This is a genomic window from Cryobacterium shii (assembly GCF_004402595.1).
Taxonomy (GTDB): Bacteria; Actinomycetota; Actinomycetes; order Actinomycetales; family Microbacteriaceae; genus Cryobacterium; species Cryobacterium shii.
The window spans coordinates 21,886-28,662 of sequence record NZ_SOFY01000029.1 but is presented as its reverse complement, the minus strand read 5'-3'; the positions used below and the strand labels follow the sequence as shown (position 1 = coordinate 28,662).

The 6,777-nt window shown below is 69.1% G+C and carries 5 protein-coding genes and 1 pseudogene; 1 reads left to right on the top strand and 5 read right to left on the bottom strand.

The window, feature by feature from the left end; genetic code table 11:
- A pseudogene (locus E3O49_RS16510) lies at nucleotides 1-187 on the top strand (hypothetical protein); the annotation flags it as partial.
- A 213-nt stretch (nucleotides 188-400) separates the two neighbouring features.
- Here E3O49_RS16510 and E3O49_RS06435 read toward each other — a convergent pair.
- The 5 genes from E3O49_RS06435 to E3O49_RS06415 all read right to left on the bottom strand — a co-directional run bounded on the left by E3O49_RS06435 (nucleotide 401) and on the right by E3O49_RS06415 (nucleotide 6,714).
- Nucleotides 401-778: a cupin domain-containing protein gene (locus E3O49_RS06435; RefSeq protein WP_134409764.1), complete on the bottom strand. Its 378-nt coding sequence runs from the start codon at nucleotides 776-778 to the stop codon at nucleotides 401-403.
- Nucleotides 779-900: 122 nt separating this feature from the next.
- Nucleotides 901-2,859: a hypothetical protein gene (locus tag E3O49_RS06430; protein WP_134409766.1), complete on the bottom strand. Its 1,959-nt coding sequence runs from the start codon at nucleotides 2,857-2,859 to the stop codon at nucleotides 901-903.
- Nucleotides 2,860-2,999: 140 nt separating this feature from the next.
- Complete coding sequence (locus E3O49_RS06425; RefSeq protein ID WP_134451172.1) at nucleotides 3,000-4,184, bottom strand: alkaline phosphatase family protein; 1,185 nt, start codon at nucleotides 4,182-4,184, stop codon at nucleotides 3,000-3,002.
- Between the two features lie 26 nt (nucleotides 4,185-4,210).
- Complete coding sequence (locus E3O49_RS06420; protein WP_134367262.1) at nucleotides 4,211-5,401, bottom strand: alkaline phosphatase family protein; 1,191 nt, start codon at nucleotides 5,399-5,401, stop codon at nucleotides 4,211-4,213.
- A complete protein-coding gene (locus E3O49_RS06415; RefSeq protein ID WP_134367260.1) occupies nucleotides 5,398-6,714 on the bottom strand; it encodes an alkaline phosphatase family protein in 1,317 nt (438 codons plus the stop codon). Before E3O49_RS06415 ends, E3O49_RS06420 begins: the two co-directional genes overlap by 4 nt.
- Between the last annotated feature and the right edge of the window lie 63 nt (nucleotides 6,715-6,777).

Genomic DNA, 6,777 nt, shown 5'->3' with positions numbered 1-6,777 from the left:
GGGCTGGTTCGATCACCGGATGCTCGACAGCACCGGGTGGCAGATCCGGATGGTCCGGGGCTCGCCCGAGGTGATGGCACCACCCTGGCTGGAGAGCGGGCCGCGGAAGTGGCGCAAGACCACGAAATCGCGAATCCAGATGGCCGACGCCATCGAACATAAGAACATCACCCGCGACGACCAGTAGCCGGACACGTAGCGCGACGCCAGGAGGGCCGAGAATTCCGGCCATGGAAGTTGGAGAAGCACCGGGTTGGAGAAGCACCGGGATTGAGAGGCGCCACCTGGATACCGCGTGGGACGACATCCAGGTGGCGGGCTGGAACCGGCTGGAACCGGCTGGAACCGGCTGGAACCGGCTGGAACCGGCTGGAACCGGCTGGAACCGGCTGGAACCGGCTTACTTGGCCGGTGGCACCCCGTAGGCCTCGGCACTGGCGAACTCGATTGCCACCCAGGGTTCCTCACCCACGACGTGGGCGTCGTGGCCTGGCGGGATCGTGTACGAGTCGCCGGCCGTGATGGTGGATCGAGTGCCGTCATCCAGCACCGTTTCGAGGGATCCGGAGACGCAGTAGCCCACGTGCGGCAGCCGGAAGGATTCCGTCTGCACCACCGGTTTGATGCACTCGGACCAGGACCAGCCTGGCTCCATGGTCATCCGTCCGATGGTGTACTCGCCCAGACGGTTGAGGTCCAGGTGGGTCTTCTCCGGAGTACGGCGCTCATCTGGAGCATCGAGGGGCTTGACCTGCAACTTGTTCATCGTGATAGACATCTCTTCCTCCTGCTTCTGGAGGGCCTGTTGACGAGGCTCAGGGCACGCGGCCCAGCGGGCGTGGACGGCCTGTAAGGATTCCAGAATAGTCACCCGGGAGAGAGATTTACAGGGGGTCGGGCCTAGGCTTCCATGTCGTCATGGGTGACGATCCGGCCCAGCTCGATGCCGCCATCCGGAAGCTGCCAGAAGTGCATCCGACGCGCGGCCGGAGTGTTCTGCTCGATCGAGACCCGCATGCAGCGGGCGCCGTCCCAGCGCAGCAGATGCGGATCGGCCGGACCTGCACCCTGGCGCAGAGCGTGCAGGTGCCGCCCGGTGAGGGTCTTCACCCGCCCGGTCAGCACGTCGACGGATGCCTTGAACGCCTTGGCCAGCTGGCCGTCGTCGAGCCCGGCCAGGGAGTCGGGGAACCGCTCTCCCAGCACGTAGCTGTGCGGCAACGGCCATTCCTCGCGGTCCGACTCCGGAACACGGTCGACCCAGGCGAGCAGGATTTCGTGGCGCACCCAGCCGGCCGGGTCCTCCCACTGCGCGCGCCGGGTTTCGTATTCGCTCGCCGCGACCGGGGTGGGCGCCGTGCGGCGGGATTCCCGCAGCATCCGTCTCTGGGCTCGCTGGTCATCGCGCAATTCCGCGACCGTGTGGCGCAGGGTCGCGAGCTCGACCAGGGCGTCGCGCAGCTGCAGCTGAGCCGACCGGGCCTGCTCACGCAGCTTGGCCAGGTCGGAGTCGGTGGCCCCGGCCTCAACCAACTGGGTCTCCAGCCGGGTGATGCGCGCCTTCGCCTCGGCAAGGGAGAGCTGCGTGGACTGCAACGCCGAATGCGGAGCGGGTGCGGGAGTGGGGGTGACACGGAAGGGGATCACAGTCGCCGTCGTGGCCGGACGGCGCACGGCGTGCATGCGGCCCGGTCCCGGCGACGGGCGCGGCAGCGGGGCGCGGGCCTCGAGCAGATTCGCGAGGGCGAAGGCCTCGGCGCCGTCCGCTGGGCCGGCGTCTCCGGAGGCGGATCCGCCGGCGGCGATCCTGCCCGCGCAGACCGAGTCCGCGGGCGTGAACCCGGCCACGGTGGGCTCGACAACAGGAAGGGACTCGACCAGGTCGACCACCTGAGCGGTCGGCTCGTCCTCTTCGACCAGCGGCAGCAGCGGACGGTTCTCCTGCAGCCACGGCGGGCCGTTGCGCACCGCGCAGAGCGACGGCAGCACGGTCTCGTCGTCGTCGACGTCGCTCAGGCACAGGTGCAGGGCGCCGCTGGGCAGGTGGATCACCCGCGCGGCCACCACATCGCCCTCGGAGAGGAGCGCGTCGACCTTGTCGAGCGGGTTGGCCGAGATGTCGGCGCGGGTGATCGTGAACTGCAGGTGCGGGTGCAGCGCCAGCACGGCGCGCTGGGCACTGACCTTCTGCACGAGGGCGAGGGTGATGCTGCCGTGCGGGTAGCGATTGGCGATCGCGGTCGTGGTCGGCGGCTTGTTCTCCACATTGAGTCGATGGGTGGGCGCATCGAGCGCACCCCGGATGCGCTGCCCGGGCTTGAGGGTCCAGTCCAGCGGCACCGGCGGGTAGGTCAGCTCCTGCCAGACCGTGGCCATGCCGCCGCCGTCGAGCTCGACCAGGGCGCGCGAACCGCCGAGCATGAAGCCCTTGACGGTGCCGTCGACGGTGATGACGGATGCCGGGGCGAGCGCGAAGAGGCCGGCCTGGTGGGCGTGGGCGAGGGCATCCGTGACCAGCTGGTCGGTGGCGTGCTGGGGGTCGCCGTGGGTGAAGCGAAGCCTCGACCGGGACAGGGTCGCGAAGGCGTCGCCGACCGGATAGGAGCGACCGGCGCTGCCGTATACCTGGAATTGCGGTGGGAGCAGGTCGCCGAGCTGGCGGGTGAGTTCGCCGGTCTCGATCAGGAAGACCCGGGTGACGTCACCGATCTGGCTGGAGAGTTGCTCGATCCCGATTTCGGGCACGGCGGTGCCGAACGGCGACGACACGACAACCCACGGTCGATCGCGGCCTGAATCGTGCAGCCCGATCGCAAGTTGTTGCACCGCGACGCTGTTGTCCACGCGGGTATACACCACTGTCTCCCCTTCCAGCCTTCGTGACGGGCTGTGATTCGAGGGTACGCCTGCCGCCTGTGAGAATTGTCCGCTCGTGCACCTGGCGGACACCGAAACGGGCTTTCAGCGTTAGCGCGCGGTGTTGAAGTCAGTGCACGGTGTTAAAATCGGTGCGCGGTGTTGAACACGTCCGAACCGAAACGGGCCAGGCCCGGGGTCGCCGCGTAGCCCAGATACGGCAGCGAGAAGGTGTCCTCGATCGTCGCCAGCAGACTGTAATGGTTGTACGGCGTGTCGGATGACGTGCCGCCGGCGGTGAACGGAGAGAGCACCAGGGCGCCGACGCGCCCTCCCCCGGGACCCTCGATGCCGGGACGGGCGGCGTTGGGTCCGGGCACTTCGCCGCAGCACGCGCTGGAGTCGGATTTCGCGCTGTCCGACTCGTCGAAGGTGATCACCAGCAGGCCGTCGGCCGCGAACGCCGGCGAGGCGAGGATGCGCGGCACCCATTCCCGCAGCCAGGCGTCCGCGCTGGCCAAACCGCCCGGTTCGCCGTCGACGCACGGGTAGTCGTGGCCGTCATGGCAGAGGTTCGGGCTGATCATCGTCAGGTTCGCTGTCGTCGACGCTTGGGCCAGGTCGCCCTCGAGCTCGGTCAGGTCCACCACGTTCCGGGCGCAGTCGGGCGAGCCCGTGATCCTGGCGAAGTATACGAACGGGTTGTGGCGGGCCGCGTACATGTCCCCGGGCCGGGCACGCTGAGTGTCGTCGACCGCACCGGGCGACGGATGCCGGCACGCCTTGCCCATGTCCTCGAAATACCCCTTCCAGCGCAGGCCCGCGGTGCCCAGCTGGTCGGCGACCGTGGGCACCCCGGCCGGGTACACGCATCCGTCACCGACCGCCTGATCGAAGTCGGCCGTGCCCGTCTGAACGAAATTCGTGTAGGTGCCGCAGTCCGCCTGGGTCTGCGGGTTCGGCCCCTGCCCGGAAATCTGCGCGATGTAGTTGGGCAGCGAGTGGTGCGCCACCCCGAAGTACTGGGTGAGCAGCACCCCCTGGTCGCGCAGGGTGCCCGACAGATACGGGGCCGTCGAATCCGCACTCCAGGTGCGGTCGTACCCCTTGTTCTCGAGGTTGATCACGAAGACATGCTGCACGCCCGGCCGGGCCGACGGGGTGGATGTCGCGGGCGGGGTGGATGCCGCGGACGGGGTGGATGCCGCGGACGGGACAGGTGTCGCGAACGGGTTCGCCCCTGGCCAGAACACGGCGGCGGACGCGAGCGCGAGAAGGAACAGCCCGACGACGGCGCCGAGGAGCCAGCGGCGGCGCGGTGATCCCATGCGCTCATCATGCCCCGGAATCGCCGTTACCGGTGGCGACCCCCGTTGTACACATCCAGTCCGAACCGGTTGAGTCCCGGCGTCGCCGCGTACCCCAGGTACGGCAGGGCGAAGGTGTCCTCGATGCTGGCGAGGAGGCTGTAGTGGTTGTACGGCGTGGTGGAGGTCGTTCCCGCCGCCACGAACGGCGACAGCACCAGGGCGCCGACCCGGCCGCCGCCGAGCCCCGTGATGCCGGGCAGCGGGCTGTTGGGGCCGGGGCCCTCGCCGCAGCAGGCGGAGGAATCGGTTTGCGGGCTGTCCGACTCGTCGAAGGTGATGACCAGCACGCCGTCCCGCTTGAACGCCGGTGACGACGTGATCGCAGGGACCCACCGCTTCAACCACTCGTCGGCACTGGCCAGCCCGCCCGGCTGCCCGTCGACGCAGGGCGCGTCATGGCCGTCGTGGCACAGGTTCGGGGTGATCATCGAGAGGTTCGGCGTGGTGGCGGTCGACGCCAGATCGGCCGTCAGCGCATTCAGGTCCACATCGTTCCGAGCGCAGTCCGGCGAGCCGGTGATGCTGGCGAAGTACACGAACGGGTTGTGCCGGACCGCGTACTGGTCCCCCACGCGCGCCTTCTGCGTGTCGTCCACAGCACCGAGTGACGGGTGCCGGCAGGAGGACCCCATGTCTTCCATGTACCCCTTCCAGGTACGCCCCGAATCGGTCAGCTGGCCGGCGACGGTGGGAACGGCGGCCGGGTACACGCATCCGTTGCCCACGTATTGTCCCGGGCTGGTCGTGCCCGCACCCACGAACGGCGAATAGGTCTGGCAGTCAGCCTGGGTCTGCGGGTTCGGGCCCTGTCCCGAGATCTGGGCAATGTAGTTGGGCAGGGAATTGTGGGCGACGCCGAAGTACTGGGTCAGCAGCACGCCCTGGTTGCGCAGGGTTCCGGCCAGGTAGGGCGCAGCCGACGCCGGCCCCCAGGCGCTGTCGTAGCCCTTGTTCTCCAGGTTGATCACGAAGACGTGCCTGGCCCCGGGCAGGGCGCCGGTGCCGGTGCCGCCTCCGGTGCCTCCTCCAGCCGCGGCCCCCGACCGGGCCTCGGCCTCCGGTGGGTCGATCATCTGACCCAGGGTCGCCGTCGCCAGCAGGATCAGGGCCGCGGCGGCCATCCAGCGCAGCCCGAGAGGTCGACGGATGCCGGGTGCCCCGCGCGTCACGCTCATGGCAGCATCCACCCGTCCGCGAGCGCCTTGTCCCTCAGGGCCGGCCATTCTTCGACCGAGGGCGTTCCCACCGGCGCGCAGGGCGCACCGGCCACGAAGGGCGGAACCAGGTATTTCGGGGCGAGCAGGTTCGGGGGGCTGGTGAAGTCCAGGACCTCCGCGATGTTGCGCGCGGCCGTGTCCCGCGGCGTCAGCGGCGGCAGATTCCAGCGCCACTCGATGGCTTTCAGCACGGAGGTGTGGTCGTACGTCTCGTGCGCGACATGGCGGCGCCGGGCGCGCGGCGAGATCACGACGGCCGGCACCCGGAAGCCGCGCAGGGCGTTGCCGGGATCGGCATCCGGGGCCGTGACCGGGGCGACGTGGTCGAAGAAGCCGCCCCACTCGTCGTAGTTGATCACGAACAGGGTGCGTCCCCACGCCGGGCTCTTCGTGACGGCCGCGTAGACCTCGGCGAGGAAGAGCTCACCGGAACGGATGTCGGCGTGCGGGTGGTCGTCACCGGAGGTGCCGGAGCCTTCGTCGGAGAACCGGGGGTCGACGAAGGAGACCTCCGGCAGGTTTCCCGACGCGCAATCGGCCAGGAAGTCGGCGTAGGGGTGTGAGATATCGAGGTACTTCGTGCCCCAGAGCGCGGTGAACGGGATGTCGCCGTAGTAGTACTTGCCGCGCAGTCCGGCGTCGGACAGCCGGTCCCAGATGGTGGGCAGCGTGCTCGTGACCGTGGAGTTGTGGGTGCGGTCGGTGGCCCCGGCGTGCTGGTAGAACCGGTTGGGGTACGTTTCGGCCATGGTGGCCGCGAAATACCGGTCGCAGACCGTCCAGTCCGGTCCGGCCTGGCGGAAGAAGTCCAGATCCGTTGAATCGTAGTAGCCGATCGCGAAGGCGTCGCTCTCGCCGGATCGCAACCAGCCGTCGCACTTGCCCGAGTTGAACTGGATGCGGCCGCCCTCGTACGAGTGGTCGGGGTCAGGGTGCCCGCAGCCCTGGAAGTCCCCCAGATGATGCGTGGCGCGCCGGACCCGGTAGCGGTCGGTGTAGGTCAGCCCGGCCTGTTTGCCGTCCGCCCCAGGCATCCAGCCGAGGAAATGGTCGAAGGAGCGGTTCTCCATCATGAGCACGATCACGTGGTCGATCCCGGAATCGGCCGGGGCTGGCAGGGTGGCGGTGACGCCCGGTTGCCGCGCGCTGCCGGGGTGCCCTGCCGCGCCGAATCCGGCGCCCTTCGCGGCGCCGGCCGCGCCGCCGGCGGCCATGGCCCCGGCCGCCATGGTGCCGACCGTGGTCAGAAATTGTCGTCGAGTCGCATCCATTTGATCGACTAGATCACGGGCAGGCGGCAGAAATGGACGTTCCGCCGTCTGTTCCGGAGCCCT